At 73.2% G+C, this 26,188-nt stretch carries 26 protein-coding genes; 12 read left to right on the forward strand and 14 right to left on the reverse strand.

The window, feature by feature from the left end; all coding sequences use genetic code 11:
• Positions 1-138: 138 nt before the first annotated feature.
• Entirely contained in the window at positions 139-957 is an 819-nt protein-coding gene (locus RKE29_RS11575; RefSeq protein ID WP_312005085.1) for an SAM-dependent methyltransferase, read from the reverse strand.
• 362 nt (positions 958-1,319) lie between these two features.
• Here RKE29_RS11575 and RKE29_RS11580 point away from each other — a divergent pair, with 362 nt between their 5' ends.
• From RKE29_RS11580 to RKE29_RS11595, 4 genes are all read left to right on the forward strand, one after another.
• Positions 1,320-2,246: a GNAT family N-acetyltransferase gene (locus tag RKE29_RS11580; RefSeq protein ID WP_312005086.1), complete on the forward strand. Its 927-nt coding sequence runs from the start codon at positions 1,320-1,322 to the stop codon at positions 2,244-2,246.
• A 206-nt stretch (positions 2,247-2,452) separates the two neighbouring features.
• The gene (locus tag RKE29_RS11585; RefSeq protein WP_312005087.1) at positions 2,453-2,611 is read left to right on the forward strand and encodes a hypothetical protein; all 159 of its coding nucleotides are present in this window, start codon (positions 2,453-2,455) and stop codon (positions 2,609-2,611) included.
• Between the two features lie 418 nt (positions 2,612-3,029).
• The gene (locus tag RKE29_RS11590) at positions 3,030-4,376 is read left to right on the forward strand and encodes a PepSY-associated TM helix domain-containing protein (protein WP_312005088.1); all 1,347 of its coding nucleotides are present in this window, start codon (positions 3,030-3,032) and stop codon (positions 4,374-4,376) included.
• Positions 4,373-4,735 (forward strand): hypothetical protein, encoded by a 363-nt coding sequence (locus tag RKE29_RS11595; protein WP_312005089.1) that lies wholly within the window; start codon positions 4,373-4,375, stop codon positions 4,733-4,735. Before RKE29_RS11590 ends, RKE29_RS11595 begins: the two co-directional genes overlap by 4 nt.
• Positions 4,736-4,757: 22 nt before the next feature.
• Here RKE29_RS11595 and RKE29_RS11600 read toward each other — a convergent pair whose 3' ends face one another.
• From RKE29_RS11600 to RKE29_RS11610, 3 genes are read right to left on the reverse strand one after another with little or no spacing between them, the layout of a single operon-like run.
• On the reverse strand, positions 4,758-5,768 hold the full coding sequence (locus RKE29_RS11600; protein ID WP_312005090.1) for a hypothetical protein: 1,011 nt from the start codon (positions 5,766-5,768) through the stop codon (positions 4,758-4,760).
• Entirely contained in the window at positions 5,765-7,237 is a 1,473-nt protein-coding gene (locus RKE29_RS11605; RefSeq protein WP_312005091.1) for a putative T7SS-secreted protein, read from the reverse strand. Before RKE29_RS11605 ends, RKE29_RS11600 begins: the two co-directional genes overlap by 4 nt.
• Positions 7,238-7,266: 29 nt before the next feature.
• Positions 7,267-7,632 (reverse strand): hypothetical protein, encoded by a 366-nt coding sequence (locus tag RKE29_RS11610; protein WP_312005092.1) that lies wholly within the window; start codon positions 7,630-7,632, stop codon positions 7,267-7,269.
• 321 nt (positions 7,633-7,953) lie between these two features.
• On the opposite strand from RKE29_RS11610, the gene RKE29_RS11615 reads away from it, so the two are divergent.
• Together RKE29_RS11615 and RKE29_RS11620 are read left to right on the forward strand one after the other, a co-directional pair.
• On the forward strand, positions 7,954-8,421 hold the full coding sequence (locus RKE29_RS11615; protein WP_312005093.1) for a hypothetical protein: 468 nt from the start codon (positions 7,954-7,956) through the stop codon (positions 8,419-8,421).
• Positions 8,422-8,479: 58 nt separating this feature from the next.
• Positions 8,480-8,968 (forward strand): hypothetical protein, encoded by a 489-nt coding sequence (locus RKE29_RS11620; protein WP_312005094.1) that lies wholly within the window; start codon positions 8,480-8,482, stop codon positions 8,966-8,968.
• A 197-nt stretch (positions 8,969-9,165) separates the two neighbouring features.
• On the opposite strand, the gene RKE29_RS11625 is transcribed toward RKE29_RS11620, so the two are convergent.
• Complete coding sequence (locus RKE29_RS11625) at positions 9,166-10,047, reverse strand: alpha/beta hydrolase (RefSeq protein ID WP_312005107.1); 882 nt, start codon at positions 10,045-10,047, stop codon at positions 9,166-9,168.
• A 1,080-nt stretch (positions 10,048-11,127) separates the two neighbouring features.
• Positions 11,128-11,820 (reverse strand): metal-dependent transcriptional regulator, encoded by a 693-nt coding sequence (locus tag RKE29_RS11630; RefSeq protein WP_312005095.1) that lies wholly within the window; start codon positions 11,818-11,820, stop codon positions 11,128-11,130.
• 360 nt (positions 11,821-12,180) lie between these two features.
• Here RKE29_RS11630 and RKE29_RS11635 point away from each other — a divergent pair, with 360 nt between their 5' ends.
• On the forward strand, positions 12,181-12,936 hold the full coding sequence (locus tag RKE29_RS11635; RefSeq protein WP_312005096.1) for an SIS domain-containing protein: 756 nt from the start codon (positions 12,181-12,183) through the stop codon (positions 12,934-12,936).
• Between the two features lie 500 nt (positions 12,937-13,436).
• On the opposite strand, the gene RKE29_RS11640 is transcribed toward RKE29_RS11635, so the two are convergent.
• Both RKE29_RS11640 and pdxH read right to left on the reverse strand, forming a co-directional pair.
• The gene (locus RKE29_RS11640; protein WP_312005108.1) at positions 13,437-14,921 is read right to left on the reverse strand and encodes a PAS domain-containing protein; all 1,485 of its coding nucleotides are present in this window, start codon (positions 14,919-14,921) and stop codon (positions 13,437-13,439) included.
• A gap of 626 nt (positions 14,922-15,547) precedes the next feature.
• Positions 15,548-16,186, reverse strand: a complete 639-nt coding sequence (pdxH, locus tag RKE29_RS11645; protein WP_312005109.1) for a pyridoxamine 5'-phosphate oxidase — start codon at positions 16,184-16,186, stop codon at positions 15,548-15,550.
• A 197-nt stretch (positions 16,187-16,383) separates the two neighbouring features.
• Between pdxH and RKE29_RS11650 the strand changes: the two genes are divergently transcribed.
• Positions 16,384-17,493 (forward strand): citrate synthase 2, encoded by a 1,110-nt coding sequence (locus tag RKE29_RS11650; RefSeq protein ID WP_312005097.1) that lies wholly within the window; start codon positions 16,384-16,386, stop codon positions 17,491-17,493.
• 168 nt (positions 17,494-17,661) lie between these two features.
• Here the strand turns inward: RKE29_RS11650 and RKE29_RS11655 are convergent, their stop codons facing one another.
• Complete coding sequence (locus RKE29_RS11655) at positions 17,662-18,453, reverse strand: TIGR03084 family metal-binding protein (protein ID WP_312005110.1); 792 nt, start codon at positions 18,451-18,453, stop codon at positions 17,662-17,664.
• A gap of 435 nt (positions 18,454-18,888) precedes the next feature.
• On the opposite strand from RKE29_RS11655, the gene serC reads away from it, so the two are divergent.
• A complete protein-coding gene (gene serC / locus RKE29_RS11660; RefSeq protein WP_312005098.1) occupies positions 18,889-20,007 on the forward strand; it encodes a phosphoserine transaminase in 1,119 nt (372 codons plus the stop codon).
• A 130-nt stretch (positions 20,008-20,137) separates the two neighbouring features.
• On the opposite strand, the gene RKE29_RS11665 is transcribed toward serC, so the two are convergent.
• Positions 20,138-21,235, reverse strand: coding sequence for a hypothetical protein (locus RKE29_RS11665; protein ID WP_312005099.1), 1,098 nt, complete (start codon positions 21,233-21,235; stop codon positions 20,138-20,140).
• Between the two features lie 175 nt (positions 21,236-21,410).
• Between RKE29_RS11665 and RKE29_RS11670 the strand changes: the two genes are divergently transcribed.
• The 3 genes from RKE29_RS11670 to RKE29_RS11680 all read left to right on the forward strand — a co-directional run bounded on the left by RKE29_RS11670 (position 21,411) and on the right by RKE29_RS11680 (position 23,277).
• Positions 21,411-22,277 (forward strand): helix-turn-helix transcriptional regulator, encoded by an 867-nt coding sequence (locus RKE29_RS11670; protein ID WP_312005100.1) that lies wholly within the window; start codon positions 21,411-21,413, stop codon positions 22,275-22,277.
• On the forward strand, positions 22,274-22,525 hold the full coding sequence (locus RKE29_RS11675; RefSeq protein WP_312005101.1) for a DUF397 domain-containing protein: 252 nt from the start codon (positions 22,274-22,276) through the stop codon (positions 22,523-22,525). Before RKE29_RS11670 ends, RKE29_RS11675 begins: the two co-directional genes overlap by 4 nt.
• 155 nt (positions 22,526-22,680) lie before the next feature.
• Positions 22,681-23,277: a Uma2 family endonuclease gene (locus tag RKE29_RS11680; RefSeq protein WP_312005102.1), complete on the forward strand. Its 597-nt coding sequence runs from the start codon at positions 22,681-22,683 to the stop codon at positions 23,275-23,277.
• 18 nt (positions 23,278-23,295) lie between these two features.
• Here RKE29_RS11680 and RKE29_RS11685 read toward each other — a convergent pair whose 3' ends face one another.
• The 4 genes from RKE29_RS11685 to RKE29_RS11700 form a co-directional block, all read right to left on the reverse strand.
• Positions 23,296-23,886 carry a hypothetical protein gene (locus RKE29_RS11685; RefSeq protein ID WP_312005103.1) on the reverse strand — a complete coding sequence of 197 codons (591 nt, stop codon included), beginning with the start codon at positions 23,884-23,886 and terminating at the stop codon, positions 23,296-23,298.
• A complete protein-coding gene (locus RKE29_RS11690) occupies positions 23,883-25,145 on the reverse strand; it encodes a hypothetical protein (protein WP_312005104.1) in 1,263 nt (420 codons plus the stop codon). Before RKE29_RS11690 ends, RKE29_RS11685 begins: the two co-directional genes overlap by 4 nt.
• Before the next feature lie 6 nt (positions 25,146-25,151).
• Positions 25,152-25,895, reverse strand: a complete 744-nt coding sequence (locus tag RKE29_RS11695; protein WP_312005105.1) for an ATP-binding cassette domain-containing protein — start codon at positions 25,893-25,895, stop codon at positions 25,152-25,154.
• 90 nt (positions 25,896-25,985) lie between these two features.
• On the reverse strand, positions 25,986-26,188 hold a 203-nt coding region (locus RKE29_RS11700), incomplete at its 5' end, for a hypothetical protein (RefSeq protein ID WP_312005106.1).

Consider the following 26,188-nt stretch of genomic DNA (forward strand, 5'->3'; position numbering starts at 1 on the left):
GCCGCACCGCGCCGCCCGGCCGCGCCCCCGGCCGCAGCCCCGGCCGTACGGGCGCCGGGCGGTACGGGCACCCGGCGGCACAGGCGGCACTGGTGGGCAGCCGCGTCGCGGGCGCCCGCCGGGCGGCGCACACAGCGGTCAGGGCTTGCGGGCCACGCCCCCGTAGATGTCCACGACCTCCGGCGACTCGCCGGGCTCCGGCCGCCACAGCGGGCAGGACACGATGCCGGGCTCCACCAGGTCGAGGCCGTCGTAGTACCGCGCGAGCTGGCCGGGGGTGCGCATCACGTACGGCTCGGCCCCGGTGCCCTCATAGATGGCCTGCCCGTCGCCCAGGGACTGCTCGGTGTCGGTGCCCTCGTAGTGCAGGAAGTAGCTGCCGGACGGCAGGGGCGCCAGCAGGCGCCGCACGATCGACAGGGACTCGTCGAAGTCCTGGATGTGTCCGAGGATGCCCGCCAGCACCAGCGCCACGGGCTGGTCGAAGTCCAGCGGGCCCCGTACGGCCTCAAGGATCGCGTCCGGCTCGTGCAGGTCGGCCGCGACGCAGCCCGCGACGGTCTCCGGGTCGGCCTCGCGCGCGGCCCGGACGCGCCGCAGCACCAGCGGGTCCTTGTCGACGTAGACGACGCGGGCGCCGGGGGCCTCGCGCCGCAGGACCTCGTGGGTGCTGTCGTACGTCGGCAGGCCCGGGCCGATCTCCAGGAACTGCCGGACGCCGCACTCCCTGGCCAGGAAGGTCACCGTGCGGATGAGGTACACGCGCGAGGCGCGGGCCATGACCTCGATGCTCGGGGCGGCGGCGCGGTAGGCGTCCCCGATGCGGCGGTCGACCTCGTAGTTGTCCGTGCCGCCCATCCAGTAGTTCCAGATCCGCGGCGACTGCGGCACGGTCGTGTCGATCTCGGCGTCGCCCTCGGCCTGCGGCGCGCTGGAGGTGGTCGGGGAATCTGTCATGAGTGCACTCCCGCCGTACGTTTCCGTTCGGACTCTGGTCGGATTCCGCTCAGACTTGCTCAATTTCTCGTGATCGCGTGATTACTTTCCGTCAGGTGGGTCAGCATACGGCGCCCCGGGCCGGACCCGGAGGAAGGAGTGAGGGGGCGCGCGGGGGCTCGGGGGGCGCCCGCGGCCGGTCGGCAGCGGGCCGGCGGCGCCACGGGACGGCACTCCGGCCGCCGCCGGTTCGTTGAGCCTGCGTGGATAGCACACGGACCGAGAGCACCCGGACCGAGGGAGTCACGCGGCGGGCAGCCACGGCAGCGGCGCGCGACGCGGGAACGGGCACCCGCGCGGGCGACGGGGGAACGGGCACCCGCGTGCGCGACGCGGACGCGACCACCCGCCTGTCGATCCGGCCGTACGAACCCGCGGACCAGGCGGCGGTGCTGGCGCTGGTCGACGCGGACCTCGTCACCGGGCAGCCGTCGGCGACACCGGAGATGCTGGCCGAGGCGCTGGCCGGCCGGTCGCCGGTGGACACCCAGCTGTGGCAGGAGCTGGCGGCCCCGGCCACGGACGTGGCGCGCGACGCGCACGGCCGGGTGCGCGGCGCGGTCTCGTACGCGCCGCGGCCCTCGGACGGCGCGGGGTTCGTGCTGTGGCTGCACGGCCGCGAGGAACCCGCCGTCCTGTCCGCGCTGGTCGGACACGCGCTGGCGCGCCTCGGCCCGCGGCGCACGGTGCACGCGTTCGAGTACGCCTCGGCGCTGGGGCTCGGCCTGGCGGGGCTGCCGGTGCGGCACCGGCACGCGACCCGGGCGGCGCTGGAAGAGGCCGGGTTCGCGGGTCGCGACCTGTGGCGGTACATGCACGCCGCCCTGCCAATCGACGGCCTGCCGCGCGCGCCGCGCTGCCGCGTCGAGGACAGCACCGACCCGCCGGGCCGCCGCCTGACGGTGCGCGGCGGCGAGGGGGACACGGAGCTGTGGGGCGAGGCCCTGGTCAGGCTCCCGGTGGCCGGAATCGGCCTGCTGTGCTGGCTCGGCGTGGAGGAGCCGCACCGCCGCCGCGGGCTCGGGGCGGGCCTGCTCGGCTCGGCGCTCGGCCAGCTGGCCGAACTGGGCGCGACCGAGGCGATCCTGTACGTGGACGACGACTCCCCCGACGACGACCCGGAGTACGGCCGGGGCGCGGCCAAGCGGCTGTACGACCGCACGGGCTTCGCGGAGGTGGACCGGCTGTGGAGCTTCACCCGGCGCTCCGGGCCCGGTTCTCCTCCCGGCGGCGCCCTGGAGGCGGGCTGAGTCCGGGCCCGGCAGCAACCCGCGCCCGGACCGGGCCCCCACGCCCCCGAGTCCCGCCCGTCCGCACGACACCGGCGTACGCGGACGGTCGCGGACGGCTGCAAGACGGTCGCGGGACGGCTCCGGGACGGCTGCGGACGGCACGGACGGCACGGAGGCCGATTCGTTCGAGACCCGCCGCCGTCCGGCCGCCTACCGTCGCGGACATGACGTGGATCGCCGACGACATGACGGAACGGGCCGAGCGCTTCCTGTGGGCCTCGGGCCGAGTCCTGGAACAGCGCCGCTACGCGTACCTCTTCGGCGCGGAGGACGACCCGGCGGGCGTCCTGGCCGCCCTGGACGCCTACCGCGGCGCCGAGTAACGGGCCCCGGGGCCGGGGGTCTCGGCGTGTGGTTGGTCACCGAGTATGGCCGCACCACGCAAGCGACCGTTAAATTAGGTCAGCCTTACCTGAGTAAGGAGCGTATAAAAGCCGCGCCTCGGGAAGGGGACCCATGGCCGACCACGCCGAAACCGACCTGGCCGCCGCGACCACCGCGACCACCGGGGCGCCGCCGCCCGCGGCCGACCGTTCCGCCCCGGCACGGCCTGGCCTACCGGCCGTACCGGCACAGCCGACCCCGAGGCCTCCCACACCGGACGACCGGACGGACGAGCCCGCCCCCGAGACCCACGAGTCGTCAGCAGCCACACCCCCGCACCCCCGGAAACCCCGCGCGGGCCGGAGCACACCCGGCCGCCTCAGACGCCGATGGCGCCGCCGCCCGCTGCGCCGCGGCATGGTCGTCCTGCACCGCTGGAGTTCGCTCGTCCTCGGGCTCGTCCTGCTGGTGGTGACCACGTCGGGCGCGATCCTGCTCTACCAGCCGGAGTACTTCCGCGCCACGCACCACGACTTCTACCGCCACACGCCCAGCGCCCACCCCGTCACCGCCGACCAGGCCGTGGACATCGTCCGCCGCGCCCACCCGGACTTCCCCGCCACCTGGGTCAACAGCGACCACGGCATCTACGAGGTGGGCGGCCCCGACTACAACGCCATGTACGGCGTGGACCCGGGCACCGGCGAGATCACCGGCCTGGCACACCGCAACGGCGGATCGTTCGGCTTCCTGGCCAACCTGCACGAGTGCGCCCTCAACTGCGCCGACTACCCCGGCTACATCCCCCAACTGGCCGAGCCCTTCCCCACCCTGGGCATCAGCTGGCTGCGCGAACTGACCTGGGGCGGCGTCATCCTCGGCGTACTGGGCCTGCTGCTGCTCCTGCTCGCCCTGACCGGCATCGCGACCTGGTGGCCCGGCCTGCGCCGCCTCTCGCAGGCTTTCCGGATACGCACCGGACGCGGCCGCTTCGCCCGCGACTACGACCTGCACCGGGTGGTGGGCGCGGTCGCCGTGCCGTTCCTGCTGATGTGGGCGGTGACGGGGGCGGCGTTCGAGTTCCCGGTGGTGGAGAAGTCGTGGCTGGCGATCACCGGGGGCTCCGGGCCGGACGAGCACCGGTACCAGTTCACCGCCGCGCCCGCCGCGCAGGGCACCCCGGAGATCACGCTGGCCCAGGCGTCGGCGGCGGCCCTCGACCGCGTCCCGGGCCGCGTCACCCGAGCCACCCTGCCCACCGAGCAGACCCCGTACTACGGCCTCAACATCGCGCGCTCGTACGACCCGTACGCCCACGAGATGTTCCGCGGCGACGGCTACGTGTACGTCGACGCCCACGACGCCCGCCACGTCAAGGTCGCCTCCGGCGGCCCGCAACCCGCGGCGAACGCCTTCTACGACCGCTACCTCGAACCCGCCCACTTCGGCTGGCAGGTGAACGGCTGGTGGCGGATCATCTGGGCGGCGTTCGGCCTCAGCCCGCTGCTGCTGGCGGTGACGGGCGTGTCGACGTGGCTGATCCGCCGCCGCTCGCGGAAGGCGAAGAAGGCGGCGGCGCGACGGCACGAGACCGCCCGGGCGGCGGCGCGACGACGGGGGCCCACGGCCGGGCCGGGGCTGACGACCGCGAAAAGCAAACCGACCCGCTCGACCAAACCGACCCGCCCGACCGAACGGGCCCGCTCGACCGAACCGGACCCCCCGACCGACCCGGCCCGCCCGCCCGGAACGGCCCCGGCGTGACGGACGCCTTCACCGCCGCGCTGACCCTGTACGCCCTCGTCCTCGCCCTGTCGGCAGCCGTGCACGCGGCACGCGACACCCGCCCCCGCGCCCTCGACGCGGCCCTGACCGGCCTGGCCGCGCTCGTCGCCGTACGGGCCGTACTGGACGCGGCGACCCTGCTCACCGGCCACCGCCCCGCCCAACCGACCGTGCACGCCGCCTACCTGGTCGCCTCCGCCCTGCTGCTCCCGCTGGTACTGCGCGCGGCGGCCCACGACCGCGACCGCTGGTCGACGGCACTGTGCGCGGCGGGGGCGCTGATCAGCGCGGTGCTGCTGGTGCGGCTTCAGGCGACGTGGCGGGCGGGGGCGGGGTGAGCGGCGCGGGCCGCCGGGCAGGTCACTGGGAGGGAACCAGCAGTCGGGCGATGGCGTCGGTCAGCGTCCACTCGTCCACGCTGCGGGCCGCGATCCCCGTGGGGGCGTGCGGGGCGTCGACCGACACGATCCACACCTCGCTGTCGCCGGCGTACGTCATGAGCAGCGGTCCCGGAGCGCCCGCGAGCACCGTGAGCTGCCCCACGACCTGGGCGTTGTCGATGACGCTCTTCAGCGGATCGCCCACCCGGCCGGCCTCGACGGCCCGCGGGTCCAGCTCCAGGACGGCCCCGTCCTGACGGGCGGCCCCGAACGGGTCGACCAGCTCGCGCAGCCCCTTGGCCGCCTCCCGCGCCGACTGGGCCACGCTGAACAGGTGCAGGCCGCCGCCGGTGACCCGCTCGATCAGCAGCAGGTCGGGCGCGTTCGCGAAGACGTACGCGTACGAGGTGCCCGCGGCGCTGGTCAGCTCGACGGCCACCGCCCGGTCGGCCGACCTGCGCAGCGCCAGGACCAGCTCCAGCTCCGGGGCGTAGCGCATCCGCACGTCCATGGAACCGGAGTCACCGGGCTCCCGCACGAACGCGGCCAGCTCGGCGATGTTGTCGACCTCCACCAGCTCCCTGGACACCAGCGACCGCAGCGCGGTGGCCAGCACCCACTCGCGCTCCTGGTCGGACATGCCCCGCAGGTGAGGCAGGGCGACGAGCCCCCGCTCGGCCGCCTGCGGGTCGACGATCGTCAACTCCTCGTCGGTCAGCCGCGGCAGGAACCGCTCCCGGCCGTCGGCTGACGGTCCTTCGGCCGTGGGAGCGTCCGTGGGGCCGTCGGCGCCGGGAGGGTCCGCCTCGGCAGCGCGCGCAAGGACGTCCGCACCCGGCGCGTCACAAGGGGCCTCGATCTGCGAGGCGTCCGAAGGGCCGTCGGTCGCGGGGACGGCTGAAGGCAGAACGTGCCCGAAGCGGGCCAGGATGTCTCTGGGTTCGTACTTCTGCGGCACCTTCGGACCTCTCTCACGCTCGGGGGCGCTCACCAGAAACTGACCTTCTTCAGTACGCTCTTCCCGGCGTGCGCCGCGCTCTTAGCGACGTCTCCTGCCTCGTGGACGGCCTCTCCGGCGACGTGGTTCACGGCCGTGCCGACCTTCGGCAGTTCCGAGGCGGCGAACCGGGCGGTGTCCTGCGTGGCGTGCCACGCGGACTGCGCGCCGTGCTCCGTGGCGTGCCACGCGGCTTTCGAGGCGTTGGCGATGTCCTCGCGATGGTCGTAGGCCCAGTTGCCGAGGACGTACCCCCCGGCGACCCCGAGGGCAGCCCAGCCGACTACCGGCACGGCACCTGCCACCGAAGCGGCACCGAGTGCAACTGCCATGGACTCGCCGCCCAATACGGCAACCGCACCTCCTGCCTCGACCCCGCCCATAATTCGATCAGCCGTCCCACGAGCACTGTGGTGCGTGGGATCAAACATTTCTTTCACACCCGCTGCGAGGCTAAAAGGTACCAACCATTTACTAAACGCATCCAAGGCCCGAACGCTACCTGGACGAATGCCATTAAGACGTCTACCGACCATCGACGCGTCCCTTATACGCGCGAATGCCTCACCTGCATCCCCACCGAGCATCAATGCTTTAATAGCCTGACTGCCTTTGAGGACCGAAAGGATCTTCAGCGGGGTGAGGAAATCTTCCTTGAACTCTCCGAACCTCTTGTACCCATCACTGGAAAGCGAGGCCAGGCTCGTCATCGATTTCTTCTCGGGCGCCCCGGCGCACGCATGCGAGACCCTACTCTGCGCCTCATCGCGGGCCTCGTCGCGCTGACGACGGGCTTCGGCCAGCAGGTCCCGGGCGTGTTCCATGTCGGCGGTGCCGGGGTCATGGAACGAACCGGGATGAGTGGGCTTGCCGCTCCCGTCCTCGTGGCTGGACGCCTTACTGTAGGCATCGGCAGCCTTGTTATAGGCATCCACCTTGGTGTTGTACTCGGCCCGCGCCTTCTCCGAGGCGGTTTTACCCTTTTTGTAGGCCTCGATGGCATCCTTGGCCTGACCCTGCGCCCATTCGACCGTGTGGGCGAAATTCGTCAGCGCATGGGCCGAAGCCTCGCAGGCGTGGGCAACCTTGTACCACTTCTTCGGCTCCTGGGCGACGCGCTCACGGAACGAGTCTGCCGTCTTCCCACTGAGTTCGTCGGAGTTCAGCTGCCGCAGGCCGTCGCCGACTCTGGTATAGGTCTTCGACAAGCCGGTCAGCCGCGTCGCCGTCGAACGCAGCGCGCCCGGGTCACCGTGGACGAGCTCCTTCGGGTCCTCGGTGTGGCCCAGTTGCAGCTCACCCGACTCCGAGCCCAGACGCCGCGATCCCGCGTCGCCCTTCGCCCGCACCCAGGCTGCCGCACTGTCCAGGCCGATGTCGTCGAGCCGGTCGGCACCCCAGTCGGTGGCCTCATCGACGGCGTCACCGGCCTTCTCTGCGATGTCGTCAGCGACGTTCTCCACAGGGTCCGGTACGTAGTCCCGCCACCCCATCAGTCCTCGCCTCCCTTGGCACCCCGGGCGCCCGACGGGGTATCGGCGGCGGAACGGAAGGTAGTGGCCCGATACCGGTCGTCTTCCAGGATGTTGCCTGCCGCCGCGCTCAACTGAGCCGCGAGAGCGGTTGCATCCAACGCCAACGCGCTGACGCCGAGCTCCCAGCGTTCGCAGAAGTCTCCGAAGGTGTCGGCCAGGCCCGCGCCCGAAGCGGCCCTCGGCGTCAGGTTCAGGTTCCCGACACCGCCAGGCTCCGAGCCCCCACCTCCCTCACCCGCCAACTCCCCCAACGCGAGCCGCAGCTTCTTGGTGACCTGCTGCTCGGCTTGCTGACTGATCCTGAGATCTCCGTCATTGCCCACCGACCTTCTCCCCTCGGCTCACCACTCAGGCCCCGCCGATTCCTACCTCACCCGACAATCAAAGCGCGTCGGCACAGAGAGGTTCATACACCTCGATGCCTCGAGCACGGTAGCCCAACACGGTGATGACACCAAGCTGTTCCTTGCATGTGTCACCGAAATCCCGGTGACGAATTGACACACAGGCGCCAAGTTCCATTTGTCTGCAAGTATCCGATTTAACAGCATCCGCGGCTAATATCATGTTCATCATTCAGGCAACAGGCAACTGGCCACCCAGACGGCATGCGCCGACCGCGCCCCTCCTATAACCTGCTACCCGTGACGGAACCACACCACGCCATCTACGAAGCGCACTATTCTCGCAACATGCTCCAACTTCTGGCCGGCAAGGGCTGGAGGCGCTTTGTCGCCCTTCGCATCGACCCAAAGGGCCTCACCCTGGGTGGCGTTCCTGCCCGCCACCGGAGTCACACTGGCTTTGTGCCGTGGGAGGACCTTACCTCGGTCGTACTCTGGCGGGCGTACACAATGGGGGCGAAGTTTTTCACGCCCGACACGAGAGACTATATCGGCGTCCGACTCCGCCCAGGCGCGCCGATTCCCCACGGGCCGAATCGCGAACTCTCGCAAAAATGGTCAACCCGGACCGCCCCGCACATGGAATATGAAATCGTGCGCACCAGCCATCCCGTCATTTTCTGGAACCTGGAAAAGGAACGTATTTGCGCCGCGGTGGAAGCTTTTGCACCAGGCATTCAAGTCGAGGACCTGCGAGACACCCGGTGAAGGTCGATCCGCGCGGCCCCCAGAGTCGCCAGGTACGCGTCCAGGTAACCTTGCATACGTGACTGACCCACATCCTTCCGCCTACGAGGTGCACTACGGCCGAAGGCCTTCGCAACTCATCTTCGGCGCAGGTTGGAAGCGCTACGTAGCGCTTCGCGTCGACAGCACGGGACTCACCCTCGGCGGCGTACCCATCCGGCACCGCGCCCACACCGCCGTCATACCCTGGGAAGACCTCACCGCCATCGTGCTTTGGCGCCAGCACGTCTCCGATGTCGCACCCGGCACGGCGTTGAAGGCCGTCACGGCCACTGACACGCTCGACTACATCGGCGTACGCCTCCGCCCCGGTGTCCAGACCCCACCCGGGCCGAACAGGAAAATCTCGCCGAAGCGCGCGGCGAGGTTCGCCCCTCACATCGACTACGAACTGGCCGTCACCAGTCATCCGATCGTCGTGTGGCGGCCTGACGTGCCGAGTATCCGCGCCGCCGTGCACGCGTTCGCACCCCACGTGCCGGTGGAGGATCTGCGGGACACCCGCTGAATCCCGCCCGGACGGGGCTCCTCCCGCCGCGCTCATTGGCGGCGGGGACAGGAAGCGTCTTCCGCGGCCCGCGCCGACGAGGCGTAACCTTCCGTCCCGTCGAGTGAACGCCTTACCGGGACCGAGAGGGCGGCCACCTCCGTTGGACGCGGCCCGTCGGCAGGGCCAGGCTGGGTCGACGACGGCCCGTCAGCGGGCTACACCGGCACCACCGAAGCCAAAAACGGCTCCACCGCCTGCCGCCAGCCCTCCGGCTGGTCGTAGTGGACCAGGTGGCCCGCGTCGGGGACCTCCGCGTACTGGCCCCGGGGCAGGACGCGGACCATCTCCTGCGCCTCCGCGCGGCCCAGCTCGCCGTCCGGGCCGCGCACGACGAGGGTGGGGCAGGTGACCTGGGCCAGCTCGTCCCAGTGGGCGTCGTGGGCCCAGGCCGCGCGGGCCTTGTGCATCTGGCGGCGGGAGAAGACCGGGCGCCAGCCGTCGGAGCGGTCGGCCATGATCTCGGCGAAGTAGTCGCCGCGCGCCGGGCTCGGGCGCTCCAGCCGGGGGTCCTCCTCGCCGAACCAGCGGCGTACGTCGGCGAGCGTCGCGAAGGGGAGCGGCCAGGAGTCCAGCCACTCCGACCACTCGCGCTGGGAGCCGGCGCCCAGCGCGGAGGCGCGCATGTCGGAGATGACCACGGCGCGGACGAGGTCGGGGCGGCGGGCGGCGAGCCGCCAGGCGATCAGGGCGCCCATGGCGTGGCCGACGAGGACGGCGGGGGCGAGGCCGAGCTGTTCGACCGCGGCCTCGGCGTCCGTCACGTACGCCTCGTGGTCGTACGGGCCCTCGGCCGGCTTGTCGCTGCGGCCGTGGCCGCGCTGGTCGAGGGCCACGGCGCGGTACCGCTCCGTCAGCCAGCGGGCGGTGGCCGCCCAGTGCGCGGCGCGGCCCAGCAGGCCGTGGAGCAGCAGCACGCCGGGGCTCGACGCCTCCGGGACCGACGCGGGCGGGTGGCCGCCCGTCTTGGGCGGGTCGGCGAACTCCCACGCGGCGAGCCGCACGCCGCCCGCCCCGGTCACGTCGATGCGTCGCACCATCTGTTTCGGCACCCCCACTCCTCCCTCGACTCCCCCCAGGATATCGAACACGCATTCGAGAAAGCAGTCCTGACGGCTAACACCCCTCGTTCGAGTGACCAGCACGCGGGATTGGCCGCTCTCCCGAGGGGGAGACAGCTAGCGGGAGGCGGACCGACAGGGGAAGCGGGTCCGCGGGGTCCGACCCTGAGAGCTCGGGGCTCCGGGTCGGGAGGCGGGGCCTTCGGGCGTAAGCGCCGCGGCGTCAGGGCCCGTACGGCCGAAGGTCCCGCGGGGGGTCGGCCCCGCGCGGCGAGGGGGCGCGCGGCGATGCGCGCCGACGCGTCGTCCGGCCGCAGACCGCGCCACCGGTCCCGCCAGCGGTCTCGCCGCTGGTGGCACCGCGGACCGGCCGTGACCCGGCCCCCGGCTCCGCGGTCGGTGCCGCGGCTCCCCCTCGTCGTGCCCCTCGGGCCCACCGGCCCCCCTCCCCTGACCCGGGCGGCCACACCGAACGGCCGCTTCGGAGCCTCACACGCATATGGGCACGGCGCGGACGCGCGGCCCGCGGCCGCCTCCGTGCATATGCCTTGAGCACAGCGTCGCACGCCCCAAGGCCGACCGCCGAACTTTTCGTCAACTCAGGTGTCGGAAAAATCCGTCACCCTCGAAGGCAACCTCGACCCGCTCGAACAACGTCCGGTTGCCGTCCGATCGGTGTTCGAAACGTTCGACGGCGGCGTACGGCGAGAGCGGGTCGGCACCGTCCGGTCGGAGCCCGCCTGGCCCTTCCCTCCCGGCCCGTCGCCTACGCGAGTACGCGCAGGTCTGCGCACGTCTGTATGGCCGCGTGAGTGCGGGCGTGAGTCCGCGGCTTCGGGCCACCGGAGTCGTTTCGAGCCGCCTCTGGGTCCCGGGCACCTGGCGGGCCTCCGGGGTCTTCCCGCTCTTCGGCTTGTGGGGGCTCCGGCCGCTCCGCTTGCCCCGTCTTCCCGTCTCCCGGTGTCCCCGTCCGGCGGCACCCCGGACCGCACCGCCTCCCGCACCGCGCGCGGCAGCCCCGGACCCCCACGGGTCACCGGCGCCGCCGACCGCGCCCCCTCAGCGCTTGGCCACGAAGACGTGCGCCGCGATCCCCGCCGCCAGCTCCGCCGCCTCGCCGCTGCTGCCCACCAGCACGCCGCCCGCCGACTCCGTCACGCTCACCACCGAACCGGGCCGCACCCCCGCCCGGCGCAGCGTGTGCATCAGCTGCGCGTCCGTCTGGATGGGCTCGCCGATGCGGCGCACCACCACCGTCTTGCCCTCCGTGCCGGGCTCCAGGTCGCTCAGGCTCACCATGCCCTCGTCCAGGAACGGGTCGGCCTCCGCCCCCTCGCCCAGCTCCTCCAGGCCGGGGATCGGGTTCCCGTACGGCGACTCGGTCGGATGCCGCAGCAGCTCCAGCACGCGGCGCTCGACCGCCTCGCTCATCACGTGCTCCCAGCGGCACGCCTCCGCGTGCACCTGCTCCCACTCCAGGCCGATCACGTCGACGAGCAGGCACTCGGCCAGCCGGTGCTTGCGCATCACGCGGGTCGCCAGGCGGCGGCCCTCCTCGGTCAGCTCCAGGTGGCGGTCGCCCGCGACCGTCACCAGGCCGTCCCGCTCCATGCGCGCCACGGTCTGGCTGACCGTCGGGCCGCTCTGGTCCAGGCGCTCCGCGATGCGGGCGCGCATAGGTACCACACCTTCCTCTTCCAGTTCGAGGATGGTGCGGAGATACATCTCCGTGGTGTCGATCAGTCCGGACATGCGTGCCCCTCGATGCGTTGTGCGGTGCCCCTGCTGCCAAGTCTGACGCATACCGCCGACAACACGTCGCGGCACCGGGGTCCGCCGTATACGAAAGCGCCACAACGGGCCGCGGACGACCACGGGTGGGCCGGGCGGTGCCCCCGGCGACCCGGCTGTTGATGCACGGCGCAGGCGCGGGGCGGACGCGGCGCACTGCGCGCCGCGAGCGCCACCGGGACGCCGGGATTCCGGAACGCCGGGACGCCGGGACGCCGGTGACCGCCTTGACACGGTACTGGTCCAGACCGCACCGTCTCCTGCGCGCCCGGCACGCGACGCGCGGGAAGCGGACACCACACGGGAAGGGGGCACGCGCCGATGAGCCACAGCGGACCGGCCGGCCAGTACCTCGACGCCGCCATCGACCTGCTGCGGCGGGTACGGGACGAGGAGGCGGCGAACGTCGCCGCGGCCGGCGCCCTGGTCGCCGACACGATCACAGCCGGCGGCCGGGTCTTCGCCTTCGGCGCCGGGCACTCCTCGCTGCCCGCCCAGGACGTCGTCTACCGCGCGGGCGGCCTGGCCCTCGTCAACCTGCTGGCCGTGCCCGGCGCGGTCGGCGTGGACGTGGTGCCCGCCACCCTCGGCAGCGCCCTGGAGCGCGTCGACGGGCTCGCCACCGCCGTGCTCGGCGCCAGTCCGGCACGCGCGGGCGACGTGTTGTTCGTCGTCTCGTTGTCCGGACGCAACGCGCTGCCCGTCGAGATGGCGATCGCCGCGCGCTCCCTGGGCCTCGCCGTGGTCGGCGTGACCTCGGTGGCGTACGCGGCGGAAACCACCTCCCGGCACGCCTCCGGGACCTTCCTGAAGGACCACTGCGACGTGGTGCTCGACAGCAAGATCGCCGTCGGCGACGCCGAGCTGACCGCCGAGGGCGTCGCCGCGCCCTTCGGCCCCGCGTCCACGGTCGTCGCCAGCGCCCTGATGCAGGCCGTCACGGCCACGGCGGCCGCCGGACTGGCGGCGCGCGGCGTCCAGCCGCCGATGCTGCGGTCCGGCAACGTGGACGGCGGCCACGAGTGGAACCGGCGGATCTTCGCCGACCACCGCGAACGGATCTTCTACCTGCCCTGACCGGTCCCGCCCTGACGGGTCCTGCTCTGGCCGGTCCTGCTCTGGCCGGTGCCGCCCCGGCCGGTCCTGCCCTGGCCGGCTACCTGCCCTGAACCGCCGCCGGCCGCACCGTCCCGGCCCTGGCTCCGGCAGTCCGCGTACGTCCCGGCAGCGGCCTCCGAGGCGTCCCGTACGCCCGGCGGAGGGCGGGCGTCCGCCCCGCGTCCTGCCACGGCACGACGGCACGCGCGACCGCGGTCGGAATGATCGAGTCCGCGCCCTCCCCGCCCCGCTCCTCCGCCGCACCACCGACGGCGCCCGCGCCGCCCTCGCCACCGCCGCACCCGCCGCCCAGGCCGCCGCCGGGGCCCCCGGCGGCCCCGGCAGCCCCGTCCGGCCCGCGTGGCGGGCCGGCGCCGACGTCACGACCGGCGCCGAGTGCGCCACCCTGCCCGTTCCCGTCGACTGGGCCCGGCCCGACGGCGCCGCCGCCAGGCCCGGGACCGCCAGCCGTGCCGCGCTCAGGCCCGCCAGCGCGTCTGGCGGGCCAGGTCCACCGCCGCCGCCACCCGTACGGCCACGTCCTCCGCGTACGCCACGTCCGCCTGGTCGAACGGGCGGCGGCTGGCCCCGCGCAGGAAGGTGACCACGCCGAGCGTCCGGCCGCGGCTGCGCAGCGCCGAGCACAGGCCGTGCACCGTGCCCTCCGGCCACTTGCGCGCCGTCGCCCACTGCGCGGCGCCCGCCCCGCCCATGCGCGCCGAGCTGGTACGCACCGATCCGCAGCGTTCGGCGGCCTGCACCGCCGGGTGCGCGTCGTCGTACGCCACCGGGATGCCGCCCGGCGCGATCGGCGGGCACGGGCCCAGGGCGGCGGCGGGCGTCGCCGCGGCCCGTACGAGCCGGATGCGGCCCTGGTCGCCGCCCAGCGGGCCGCCGGCGGACCCCGGGATGCCGAGGCCGCCGTAGAAGCCGAAAGTCCGCTGGGTGCCCTGGACGGCGCGCTCGCCGGCGGAGGCCGGTTCCAGGACCAGGTCGACCAGCGCGTGGTCGGCGAAGCCCGCGAGCGCGAAGTCCAGGTGCAGCGAGGCGGCCTCGGCCGGGTCCTCGCACTCCGCCGCCGCCCGCGCGGCCCGGTAGAGCTGGGTACCGCGGAAGCGCAGCCGCGAGTTCTCCTGCTCCCGCCGCTTGGCGTCCGTCACGTCCAGGAAGATCCACGCCACGCCGAGCGGCGCGGGCTCCTCCGCGGTGGGCGCGCCGAGCCGCAGGAAGCCGCTGCGCAGGCAGCGGCGCACGGTCGGGCAGCCGCCCGCGCCCAGCGCGCCGCCGCTCTCCCGCAGGGTCAGCCACAGCTCGGTCGGCGTGGCCGGGGGGCCCTCGGCCAGCACGTGCTGGAGGGCGGCCTCCAGCTCCTCCAGGCCCTGCTCGACGAGCTCGCCCAGGGGGCGGCCGAGCGGCGTCCTGCGGCCGGTGCCCAGCACGCGCGCGGCGTTGCGGTTGACCACCACGGGCCGCAGGTCCGCGTCGACCAGCACCACGCTCCAGGAGGCGTCCTCCAGCAGCGCCTGGCTCAGCGCCAGCGACCGCTCCAGGTCGATCCGCGAGTGCACCTCGCTGAACGCGCAGTACACGCCCGCGGGCACCCCGTCCGCGCCCGGCACCGCCGAGCACTGGGTGCGCACCAGGACGCGCCCGCCGCCCTTGGTGAGCAGCGCGAACTCCTCCACCTGGCAGCCGTCCGTCTCCATGGCCGCCATCAGCCGCTCCTGGACGTCGTCGGCGTCCGCCGCGCGCACCGCCCACCCGGCGAGGCCGCCGCGCCCGACGACCTCCTCGGCCGTCCAGCCCAGGATGCGCTCGGCCTCGCGGTTCCAGTGGGTGACGGTGCCGCCCGCGTCGAACGCGCACAGGGCGGCGTCCATCCCGTTCAGCAGCGCCGCGAGCAGGTCCGAGTCGTCCCCGCCGGGCGGATACGGCGGCTCGGGCGCCTGCGCCTGCCGCGGCATGCGGGCGGGGGCGGCCCGCGCGGAGCGGTCGGCTCGGGCGGGACGCGCGGGATCCTGGCGTGGCGAAGCTGTCACCGGGCGGACACCCCCTGGTAGGCACGGCTCATGCGGTGGTCCACGTCGGGATATTCAACTGGAACGTGACGACTGCCACAGCCCCCCGGGACGAAATCGTTGCCCTAGGGAAATTCGGTTGTGAGCCGCGGGCCCCCTTCGTAGTGTTGCGAGCACACGAGAAGGGAGGTGGTTCGGCAGATGTATGAAATCCGGACGCGTGAGGTGGCTGCGGGCTGATCGGTCCGTCGTCGCGCTCAGCGCATCGCCGGACCGGCGCACTCTGACGGGTGCGCGGCCGGCCAATCCCAACGCAGTCACCCGACCCGCGGGCCGCCGGCTCGTCCGACCGGCCCCCTGGCGCCACCCGGCGCGGGGGAGAAGGCCCGCGGGTTGTCCGCGTTCCCGTTCGCGATGTCGCACGTGGTTCGGCGCGTGGTCCCGCGTTTCCGTACGGAGCCGACGGCTCCCACGCCCCCAGACGGCGCGTCGCCTTCATGCGCGCATCGTACGCGCCGTCGGCGCCGCCGCCCCGTACACCGGCCGCTACCGCCGCGTACGCAGCCGCCCGGCTACGGGCACAGCCGCTCCAGCCGCCACGTTTCGGCCCCCGACGGCCCCGTCTCGCGCACGTACCGCAGCCGGTCGTGCAGCCGGTTCTCCCGCCCCTGCCAGAACTCGACCGTCTCCGGCGCCACCCGGAAGCCGCCCCACTCCGGCGGCACCGGCACCTGCTCGCCCGGCGGGTACCGGTCCGCCAGCTCCCGGTACAGCCGGTCCAGCTCGGCGCGCGACGCGATCACCGTCGACTGCGCGCTCGCCCACGCGCCCAGTTGCGACCCGTGCGGCCGGGTGCGGAAGTAGGCCGCAGTCTCGTCCCGCCCGGTGCGCTCGGCGTAGCCCGTGACCAGCACCTGGCGGGCCAGCGGGTGCCACGGGAAGAGCAGCGCGACCCGCGGGTTCTCCAGCAGGTCGCGGCCCTTGCGGGAGCCGTGGTTGGTGTAGAAGACGAAGCCGCGCCGGTCGTAGCCCTTCATCAGCACCGTGCGCGAGCTGGGCCGGCCCTGGGCGTCGGCGGTGGAGACGACCATCGCGTTCGGCTCGTGGATGCCGCTGGCCGCCGCCTGCTCGAACCACCGCGTGAACTGCTCGTACGGGTCGGCGGCCGCCTCGGCCTCGCTGAGGCCCGCCGTGCGGTACTGCTCCCGCATACCAGCCGGGTCGAGCGTGTGCGCGGCGGGCCGCGCCGAGACTTCCGGGTCGTGGTGAGGCACGCCCATATCTTGCAGCATGCCCCCCTGCGTGCCGCATGCACCGTCCGGCCCCCGTACCCTGGGTGACCGTCCCCGCCGGGGGACGGTCACGGGGTGGACCGACGTACCACGTTCACGCACGAGGGAGCCGCCAGATGTCCGACTTCGTACCCGGGCTCGAAGGAGTCGTCGCGTTCGAGACGGAGATCGCCGAACCCGACAAGGAGGGCGGCGCCCTGCGCTACCGGGGCGTCGACATCGAGGACCTGGTCGGTCACGTGTCGTTCGGGAACGTGTGGGGGCTGCTGGTCGACGGCGCCTTCAACCCCGGACTGCCCGCTGCCGAACCGTTCCCGCTACCGGTCCACTCCGGTGACATCCGCGTCGACGTGCAGTCGGCGCTGGCCATGCTCGCGCCGGTGTGGGGCCTGAAACCCCTGCTGGACATCGACGTGGCGCGGGCCCGCGAGGACCTGGCCCGGGCAGCGGTGATGGCGCTGTCGTACGTCGCCCAGTCCGCGCGCGGCCGCAACCTGCCGATGGTCCCGCAGCGGGATATCGACAGAGCCGAGACCGTCGTCGAGCGGTTCATGATCCGCTGGCGCGGCGAGCCCGACCCCAGGCACGTGGCCGCCGTCGACGCCTACTGGACCTCCGCCGCCGAGCACGGCATGAACGCCTCCACCTTCACCGCCCGCGTCATCGCCTCCACCGGCGCCGACGTGGCCGCCGCGCTGTCGGGCGCGGTGGGCGCCATGTCCGGGCCGCTGCACGGCGGCGCGCCCTCGCGCGTGCTGGGCATGATCGAGGAGATCGAGCGCACCGGCGACGCCGCCGCGTACGTCCGCCGGACCCTGGACCGCGGCGAGCGGCTGATGGGCTTCGGGCACCGCGTCTACCGCGCCGAGGACCCGCGCGCGCGGGTGCTGCGCCGTACGGCCAAGGAACTGGGCGCGCCGCGCTTCGAGGTCGCCGAGGCGCTGGAGCGGGCGGCCCTGGAGGAGCTGCACAACCGGCGTCCGGACCGGGTGCTGGCGACGAACGTGGAGTTCTGGGCGGCGATCGTGCTGGACTTCGCGGAGGTCCCGGCCACGATGTTCACCTCGATGTTCACCTGCGCGCGCACGGCCGGGTGGAGCGCGCACATCCTGGAGCAGAAGCGCACCGGGCGCCTGGTGCGGCCCTCCGCGCGCTACATCGGCCCCGGGCCGCGCGCGCCGCGGGACGTGACGGGGTACGAGGACATTCCGGCGACGCAGCGGTAGCGGACCCGCGCGGGAGGCGCGGTAGCGCACGCGCGGGCGAGGCGCGGAGCGCGCGGGCCGGGCCGCGGTCCCCCGGCCGTGCCATGCCCGGCGCTGCCGCTCGGCCGTGCCGTGCCCCGGCGGGTGCCTGGCGGGTGCCCCGGTGCCTCGCCGGTCCTCGCCGGTGCGTCAGCAGTGCCCGTGCCCGGTCCCCGGCGGGCGGCCGGGTCCGGGCGGGCCGGCGAACGCCTGCGCGATGTCCAGCCACCGCTCCGCGTCCGGGCCCTGCGCCACCACCGCCACGTCGTCGCGGTGCACACGCTGCGTCACCAGCAGGCAGAAGTCGAGGGCCGGGCCGGTCACCCGCTGCGCCGCGCCCTCCGGCCCGTACGTCCACAGGGCCCCGTCGGGCGCGACCAGCTCGACGCGGAACTCCTCGGCGGGCGGCGCGAGGCCGCGCACCACGTACGCGTAGCCCCGCGAGCGCACGCACAGGCGCGCCACGTGCCGCAGCCGGGCGGTGGGCGTACGGCGCACGCCGAGCGCGTCGGCGACGTCCTGCCCGTGCGCCCAGGTCTCCATCAGCCGTGCGGAGGCCATGGACAACACGCTCATCGACGGCCCGTACCACGGCAGCCGGGCCCGGCGCGGCTGGCCCGCGAGCATCCGCAGCAGCACCTCGCGGCCCGCCCGCCAGCGGGCGAGCAGGGTCTCGGGCGGCGCGACGGCGCCCTGCTCGGCGCCCTCGTCCACGAAGGTGTCCGGCGCGGCCGCCGCCTTCTTCACCTCGACGGCGAACCCGGACGGGTCGGCGGCGGCCTGCGCCGCGCGCTCGTCGGTCCACGCCAGGTGCGCGATCTGGTGGGCGATCGTCCAGCGCGGGGCGGGGGTGGGTGTGCGCCAGGCCGCGCCGTCGAGCGCGGCGACGAGGGCGTCCAGCTCCTCGCCCTCAGCCCGCAGATCGGCGAGCACGGCCTCCATATCGGGTATGGCTGGGTTGTCTGCCACGCTGCGCTTCCCCTCGCTGGGCTTGTGCGTGGAATATGCCGATCGACTGAGCGTGGCAGCGCGGAGCGGACGCGGGCAAGCGTTGTTGCACGATTCGCGCCATGGGGCGAACGGGGGACGCGGCCGGGAGCCGGTGTCCGAGGCCCGGGCGTACCGGGGCCGCGCCGGGGTGTGCCGGGGGTGTGCCGGGGCCGCCCCGGGCGCGCGGCCCCGGCTGCCGACCGGGCCGCGCCCGCCGCCGCCCGCGTCCCGTCCCCGTCCCCGTCGCCGTCCCGGTGCCCGCGCAGCGGACCGCACCCGCTCCCAGGCCCGTACGGGCGTGCCTCGTACGGCCGCGTGGTGGACACACCGTCTCAGCCGCTGGACCTGGGGCTTGTCCGCGAGTCGGGACGGATTAGGCTTCGCTCCGTGGCTGAGATCCGGATTCCCGCTGACATCAAGCCCGCCGACGGTCGCTTCGGTTCGGGTCCGTCCAAGGTGCGCGAGGAGGCGCTTGCCGCACTGGCCGGCACCGGCACCTCCCTGCTGGGCACCTCCCACCGCCAGGCCCCGGTCAAGAACCTGGTCGGCGCGTTGCGGGACGGGCTGCGGGAGCTGTTCCGGCTGCCCGCCGGATACGAGGTCGTGCTGGGCAACGGCGGCGCCACCGCCTTCTGGGACATCGCGACGCACGGGCTGATCGAGGCCAGGTCGCAGCACCTGTCCTTCGGCGAGTTCTCCTCGAAGTTCGCCAAGGCGGCGAAGCAGGCGCCGTGGCTGGACGAGCCGACCGTGATCACCGCCGACCCGGGCACGCACCCGCTGCCCCGCCCCGAGCGCGGCGTGGACGTCTACGCGCTCACCCACAACGAGACCTCCACCGGCGTCGCCATGCCCCTCCAGCGCGTCGCGGGCGCGGACCCCGGGGCGCTGGTGCTGGTCGACGCCACCTCGGGCGCGGGCGGACTGCCGGTGGACGTGGCGGAGACGGATGTCTACTACTTCGCGCCGCAGAAGTCGTTCGCGGCCGACGGCGGCCTGTGGATCGCGCTGTTCTCCCCGACCGCGCTGGAGCGCGCCGCGCGCGTGCACGCGTCCGGGCGGCACATCCCCGAGTTCTTCTCGCTGCCGACGGCGATCGACAACTCGCTGAAGAACCAGACGTACAACACCCCGGCCCTCGCCACCCTCTTCCTGCTGAACGACCAGGTGCGGTGGATCAACGGGCAGGGCGGCCTCGACTGGGCCGTGCGCCGCACGGCGGACTCCTCCGACCGGCTGTACGGGTGGGCGGAGAAGTCGGAGCACGCGACGCCGTTCGTCACCGACCCGGCCAAGCGGTCGCAGGTCGTCGGCACGATCGACTTCGCGGAGAGCGTGGACGCCGCCGCCGTGGCCAAGGTGCTGCGGGCCAACGGCATCGTGGACACCGAGCCGTACCGCAAGCTGGGCCGCAACCAGCTGCGGGTGGCGATGTTCCCGGCGGTCGAGCCGGCGGACGTCGAGGCGCTGACGGTGTGCGTCGACTACGTGGTCGAACGGCTCTGACCCGGGCTTCTGACCCGGCTGCCGAGGCTTCGGCAGCGCCCGCGCGGGCCGTACGTCCCGGATGGCCGCCCGCGCGGGTCGGCGCCGAGTGCGCTCACGCGCGGGCGGCCTCCACGCGCGGGCGTGCGACTCACCCGCGCCGCAGGACCCGCCGCAGCCCGACGACGAGCGCGGCGGCCGCCGCGAAGATGACGGCTCCAACGGCGAAGTTCCCGTCCTTCCCGTCGCCGTCGTCACCGCCGCTTCCGCCGCCCGTACGGGCGGCGCCGCCCTTGCCGTCGTCCTCCGGCACCGAGTCGGGTAGCTGCTCGCCGGACAGCTCCTCCGGCTCGACCTCGCTGCGCTCGCCCTCCGTGCCGTACAGCAGCGCCCTGCCGTCCGGCGAGAAGGCGACGGACTCGCCCTGGTGCTGCATGGGCACGCTGAGCCGCCCCAGGTCCTCGGGCTTGCCGTCCCGCCACCGGAACATGCGGGCCATGAAGTAGCTGCGCAGCACCAGCCGGGTGCCGTCCGGGGAGAACGCGCCGTCGGTCACCCACAGGTCGCCCAGGTCGGCGACGCGCCGGAAGGTGTTGACACCACGGGACGAAAGCCGCGCCGGACCCTCGTAGAGGCCGCCGTCGGTCTCGCTCTTACTGGCGATATACACTCGCCCCGTTCGGGGGTGGACCATAATCGCCTCGGCGTTCCGGGGCCCGCCCTGGTAGCGGACGGTGAGCTGGGTGGCGGTGACCGAGAGGCCGTCGGCGAGCCGCTTCGGCTCGGGGAAGCGGTAGATCCACACCTCCTTCCAGCCGTCCAGGTTGTCGCCGATGTCGCCGACGTAGACGTTGCCGTCCGGCCCTACGGAGATCCCCTCCACGTCCCGCGCGCTGCCGATGCCGCGCAGGGTGACGGTCGCCACCGTACGCCCCGTACGCCCGTCGACCGCGTACACGCGCGGGCTGTCACCGCTGTCGTTGTGCGTCCAGTACACGCCCGGGTGCGCGCGGCTGGGGGCGAGCCCGCTGGACTCGGTGATGCGCGGGTCCTCGATGGTGAACGCGGACGGCGCGGGCGGCGCGGGGGCCCGTACGGCGGCGGAGGCGGCCCCGGGCGCGGGCCCGGCGGCGGCGGTCCCGGCGAGGGGCAGCGCGACCAGGGCGGCGGCCAAGGCGGCGGTCAGGCCGGAGCCGAGCACGGCGAGCGACGCGGACCGTACGGGCGGGACGGACGGGAACGAACGCATGGCCCCAGCCTGCCATCCCGCCCCCACCGCCCCCGGACCCGCCCGTTCCGGCGCGGCAGCCGACTGCCCGGGGGCGCGCGGAACGGCCCGCGCGACGCGCCCGCACGCCACTCCCACCCCCAATTCCGGTGAACCCACGGGTTTTTGACCCCACGAGTCCCGGCAGGAGTCTACGGTGACGAGGGTCACAGGCTATCGGGGGCACGACTCAGGGGAGGAGCTGACTGTGGAGATCGACATCGATCCGATGCGGCCCAGGCGGCGCATGGGCGACCTGCTGCGCCACTACCGCAAGCAGGCGAAGATGACCCAGGCCGAGTTGGGCGAGCGCCTGCGCTACTCGGAGTCCCAGGTGCGGATGGTGGAGCTGGGCAACCGGGTGCCGAAGGGCGACTTCATGGCGCAGGCGGACGCCGTGCTCGGAGCGGAGGGCGCCCTGATCCAGGCGGAGCGCGAGGCGCGCCGCAACAAGCTGCCGGTCTGGTTCGGGGAGTACGCGGCCGAGGAGGAGAAGGCCCGCTCCATCCACTGGTACGAGCAGACGCTGATCCCCGGGCTGCTCCAGAACGAGGAGTACGCGCGAGCGGTCTTCCGCTGCCACGTCCCCGCGCTGGAGGACGAGGACGTGGAGGAGAAGGTCGCGATCCGGCTGGCGCGCCACGCGATCTTCGGGCGGCAGCCGAAGCCGATGCTGAGCTTCGTGATCGAGGAGAGCGGCATCCGCCGCCCGATCGGCGGCCCCGACGTGCTCAAGGGCGCCCTGCACCACCTGCGGGAGATGGCCGGGCTGCGGCACGTGCAGATCCAGATCATGCCGCAGGACAGCCAGACGCACGCGTGTCTCAACGGCCCTTTCATCCTGCTGGAGACCGAGGACCACCGCAACACCGCCTACATCGAGGTGCACACCAGCGGCCTGTTCCTGGACGACCCCGCGGTCGTTAGCGACATGAACCTGCGCTATGGCATGCTGCGGGCGCAGGCGCTCAGCCCGGAAGACTCCGTCAAACTCATCGAACAGGTGGCGCGCGAACAGCTATGAGTTCTCTTGTGTGGGTCAAGTCCAGCTACAGCACCGACCGGGGCGGCGCCTGCGTCGAGGTGGCCGTGGAGTGGGTCAAGTCGAGCCACAGCGGCGACCGGGGCGGCGACTGCGTGGAGGTGGCCGCCTGCCCGGAAGCCATACACGTCCGCGACTCCAAGGACATCCGCCGCCCGGCCCTCACCCTCCCCCCGGCCGCCTGGTCCGCCTTCCTGACCTTGGCCCGCGAGTCCGCCCCCACCGCCTGACCCACGCCCGTACGGCCCCGCTCCGGCCGGTCTGGCCGACAGGGGCGAACCGCCGTCAACACGCCGAAGTCACTGTCCCCCACTAGAAGGACATCGCGCGCAAACCGCTAGGTACTCTGAGAAGGTCGGCAAGAATCCCGCCCGTGGGAGTACTGATGACTGTCGTACCGCAGACGGACGAGTGGCACGCGCCCAAGGAGTGGCCCGTGCCGCCCCCGGGTGGGTACGTCGCCGAGGACCTGGACAAGCTCCCGAACCTGCCTCCACACACGGAGCTGATCGACGGGAGCCTCGTCTTCGTGAGTCCGCAGACCGCCTTCCATGTGCTCGTCATGCGTCTGCTGGAACGCCGCCTCGTCCAGGCGGTTCCGACCGAGTTGCACGTGTTCCGGGAGATGACCGTCAAGCTCGGCCCACGTGACCGCCCGGTGCCGGACCTGCTGGTAACACGCGCAGAGGCGTACACGGGTCCGGGCCAGACAACCTACGCCCCCCAGGACGTGGTCCTCGCCATCGAGGTCGTCTCGGCCGACTCCGAGGCACGCGACCGGGAGACCAAGCCGCGCAAGTACGTCGAGGCCGGGATTCCGCACTTCTGGCGGGTGGAGGAGGAGACCGGGCTGCCCGTCGTGCACGTCTTCGAGCGAGAGCCCACCACCAGGGCGTACGTCGCGACCGGCATCCACCGGGAGCGCCTGAAGGCCTCCGTCCCCTTCCCTGTAGACATCGACCTGACCGCGATCGGCCCCTGACGCCCCGGGGCGGTCCCCTCACCCGGCGGCGGCCCGCCCCGGCCGGACGAGAGTGACCAGCCCCGCGCAGTACAGCACGCCCGCCACGGCCGCCGCACCGGCGGCGCCGCTGCCGTGCAGGGGCCAGCACCACGCGTACGGACGGCCGCCGGGCCCGACGCCGAGGAGCGCGCACACCAGCGGCAGCGCGGCCACGGCGACGGGCCCGTACTGGGGCTGGGAGACGCGCCGCACCAGGAGGCCGACGCCGACGTAGCCCAGCAGGTTGCGCGCGACGGCGGGCCCGAGGGTGAAGTCCAGCAGCGACGACTCGGCCGCCGCGACGGCGACGGCGGCCAGGCCCACGGCGATCAGCGCCGTCACGCGCGTGCGCTCCACGCGCCGCGCCGCCGACGCCTCCGTCTCCCACGGCCCGCGATCCAGTCCATACAGCAGGAAGCAGGCGGGCACGGCGGGGGCCACCAGCGGCACCGGGACGCCGCTGGACAGGCCGCTGAACAGGGACGGCAGGGGCAGCTCCGACGACGACAGCGCGGGGGCGAGCAGGAGGCAGGCGGCCAGGGCCGCCAGGCACGCGGGAGCGGCGTGCACGCGCAGCCACCAGATCACGGCCGGGACTTCTTCCCCGCGCCCTTGCCGACGTACGAGGACGGGGACAGGTCCGGAGCGACCGAGCAGTCCCGTACGGAGCGCAGGTTGCGCTCGAACCACGCCTTCTGGGCCGGGAGGGGCAGGCGTCGCACCTGCTGGGCCTGGCGGACCGCGTCCGACGGCCACCGCGCGAGGAGGTCGTCCGGCCGCACGCCCGCTGTCAGCGCGAGCCACGGATACAGGACCTGATATGCCTCGTCGCCGGGGTAGACGGCGTTCGGCCGTTGCGCGCAGGCCGGGGGCTCGGTGGGCAGCATGCTGGTGGCCACGTCGACGAGCACGTCATCGCGGTGTGGAGTGGTGGTTCCGAAGGAGACCCGCCTGGCGGACGACACCCCGGCGCGGGTCAGTGCCCGGTCTGCCTGCCGCGACCACCGCACGAAGTCCGCCCGGTGCGCACGCTGCTCCGGCCACAGACACACCTGGGGCCCGGTGCCCTCACAGCGGTACTGGGATCGGTCGCGGGCCTGAACCCCGCTCAGCCCGAGCGGGTCCGCGACGGCGATACCGAGGAAGGAACCGGTGAACGCGAGCGCGACCGCGAGCGCCCAGCGGGTCACACGGCCGTCCATCGCCAGGACCACTAGGGCGGCGGCAAGGATACCGACGGAGAAGACGACGCTCGCGGCCAGGCTGCGCAGCGACGGCTCCTGGTCGAGCGTGCAGCAGTCCGCGAGGCCCTGACCGGCGACGTGCCGAAGCCACATGGGGTCGTCGAGTGCGGCCGGCCAGGAACCCCAGAAGTACCCGAGCAGGAGCGTCAGGGCCGGTGCGAGCAGTCGGGGCAGCCACTGGCCGATCAGGTAGCCCAGGGCCATGTGGGAGAGCACGATCGCGTACTCAGTGCCGAGCACGGCTAGGTCGGGGCCGCCCGGCGCGCCCAGGGCAGGCCCTGAGAAAGCCGCGAGCGACGCCAGGATGCCGAGGACGCCCAGAGCCGCGACGGGCGCCAGGTGCTCTCCCGCGACGCGCATACGGCTGCGGACCGGTGCCCAGGAGGCGATCCGCGCCTTCTTCAGCCGACCCGCCTCCCACGCGGCGCAAGCGCCGCAGACGGCATAGACGAAGCCGAGCAGCATCGTGGAATCAGCTGTGGCTGATTCCCAATAAGCGGTGACCGAGTAGTTGTTCCGGGCACCGAACAACAGCAGGAGGGGCAGCAGCAGCACGGTCGCCCACAGCACCGGGCCGGAAAGAATCAGGGTCTTCACACGCACGGCGGATCAGACCTCCCCGCGGACCAGGCCGCGATATGCCTGTTCCGCTTGCCGCTCGGCGGATGCTTCATGCCCGGCCAAGGACAGAAAACCGCCGATGTCACCCTGGAAGGTGACCTCGCCACGGTCGAGGACAATAACCGTGCGGTAGATGTCGGCCAGGTCCTCCGTCTGGTGTGTGGACACCACGAAGCTGACCTTCTCCGACAGGTCGGCGAGGAGGTCGCGGAAGACGCCGCGCTGCACGGGGTCGAGACCGGCAGTGGGCTCGTCCAGCAGGACGACCTCCGCTCGGTGGACAAGCGTCTGGGCGATGCCAAGGCGTCGTAACTGCCCGCCGGACAGCTCCCGGCTCGGCCGGTCGGCCAGCTCGGTCAGCCGCACCCGGCCCAGGGCCGCCGCTGACGCGTCCCACGCCTGACGGCGGGACAGTCCCTTGAGCCACCCCGCGTAGGCGGCCTGCTCGCGGACGGTCAGCCCAGGCACCGGGTGGATCGCCTGCGGCAGCCAGCCGACGCGGCGGCGGTAGTCGGCTCGGTCCCGCCGCTGCGCGCTGTCGAGCCGCCCGAGTAACACCTGGCCGCGTCCGGGCACGAGGATGGAGGCGCCCAGTGACAGCAGCGTGGACTTGCCCGCGCCGTTCGGCCCCAGCAGCACGGTGCAGCCGGTGGGGAGGTCGAGAGTAAGCGAGGTGAGGACGGGAGTGCGGGCTCGGTAGCCGAAAGAGCAGCCGGTGAAGCGCAGGGGCACGGGAGATCCAATGCAGGAAGGGAAGCAGGGACGTGGCCGTCCAGCCTACCGACGTAAGACGCGGCAGGCTGGACGGCAGTTTCACATGAGTCAGTACTCGACCGTGACCGAACGCACGTCCAGCGGTTCGTACAACGTGTCACTCCCATTGATGCGGGAAAGGTTGAAGTAGTACTTACCAGAATCCCGGTCGCCGAACGACGACTTGTCGCAGGTGTTGTCGTCGCGCGCAACCACCGGGTCGGGAAGGGCGTCCCGTTCCTTCTTTAACCTCGGGCTTTCATGAAGGTGGC

The organism is Streptomyces sp. B1866 (assembly GCF_031932565.1).
GTDB lineage: Bacteria > Actinomycetota > Actinomycetes > Streptomycetales > Streptomycetaceae > Streptomyces.